Raw genomic sequence first — 1,204 nt, 5'->3', positions numbered from 1 at the left:
TCGACGCTGGCGGGCTGGGTCGGCCAGGCAGCGGCGCTGCTCGATCCCATCGTCAGCCGCATCCGCGATGAAGTGCTGAAAGGCGACAAGATCCACGCCGACGACACGCCAGTTCCCGTGCTCGACCCCGACCGTGGACGCACCGCGACCGGGCGGCTGTGGGTCTATGCGGTCGACGACCGCGCCTCCGGCAACACGACCCCGCCTGCGACATGGTATCGCTTCACGACCGACCGCACCGGTGCACACCCGCAAACCCATCTTGCCGGATTTCGAGGTTTCCTCCAGGCTGACGCCTATGCCGGTTACGACTGGCTCTATCGAAACGGCGCCACCGAAGTCGCATGCTGGGCCCATTTCAGGCGCAAGGTGTTCGATCTGCACGAGCGGGTTGCCACGCCGCTGACCACCGACATTCTTGAACGCATTGGTACCTTGTACGGCATAGAAGCGGAGGTCCGCGGCAGGCCGCCCGACGTGCGGCTGGCGGCGCGGCAGAACCGGACAAGGCCGCTGGTCGATGCGCTGCGCGAGATACTCGACGCAGCACTGCGCCGGCTGTCGCCGAAGTCCGACATGGCCAAGGCTATTGCCTATGGCACGAAGCGATGGCTCGCGCTGTGTCGCTTCCTCGATGACGGGCGCCTGGAGATCGACAACAATATCGCCGAACGTGCGCTGCGCGGCGTTGCCGTCGGACGACGCAACTGGCTGTTCTCCGGTTCGAAAACGGGCGGCGAGCGTGCCGCAGCGATCTACACCGTCATGCAGACCTGCAAGGCCAATGGCGTCGACCCGCAGGCCTACATCGCCGACGTCACTGGGAAGATCGCAGCTGATTGGCCAGCAGCGCGATGGGACGAGCTCATGCTCTGGAACTGGTCCGCGCAAACCGCAGAGCCGGTGGCGCAAGCCGCGTAATTTTGCGGTCTGCCAGCCACGCTTACTGAGAAACCGCACTAGAAGATCGAAAAGTTGCCCGCCCTCCACAAGGTGATTCAGACCATGCGGGGAAACGTCTCTTGCCGTCGGTGCGAGAAGATCAGCCGCCCACCGGCGCCGTTCCAAGTCACCCGATGCGCATGACCGACACAATCTCCCAGGTATCGGCCTCGCTCCAGCGCATGAACCGCCGATAAATTGTGTTCTACCTGCCGTGCTTATCCGGCACGTCGCGCCAGGCAGCCCCGCAGCGCAGCCGCCA

At 64.5% G+C, this 1,204-nt stretch carries 1 protein-coding gene; it reads left to right on the top strand.

The window, feature by feature from the left end; genetic code table 11:
• The coding region (tnpC, locus tag U1872_RS22475; protein WP_332795077.1) for an IS66 family transposase at nt 1-921 on the top strand (921 nt) is incomplete at its 5' end.
• Nucleotides 922-1,204 lie beyond the last annotated feature (283 nt).

Source organism: Parasphingomonas frigoris (assembly GCF_036663815.1).
GTDB lineage: Bacteria > Pseudomonadota > Alphaproteobacteria > Sphingomonadales > Sphingomonadaceae > Sphingomonas.
The sequence above is the reverse complement of the archived record's forward strand: the minus strand, read 5'-3'. Positions and strand labels throughout refer to the sequence as shown.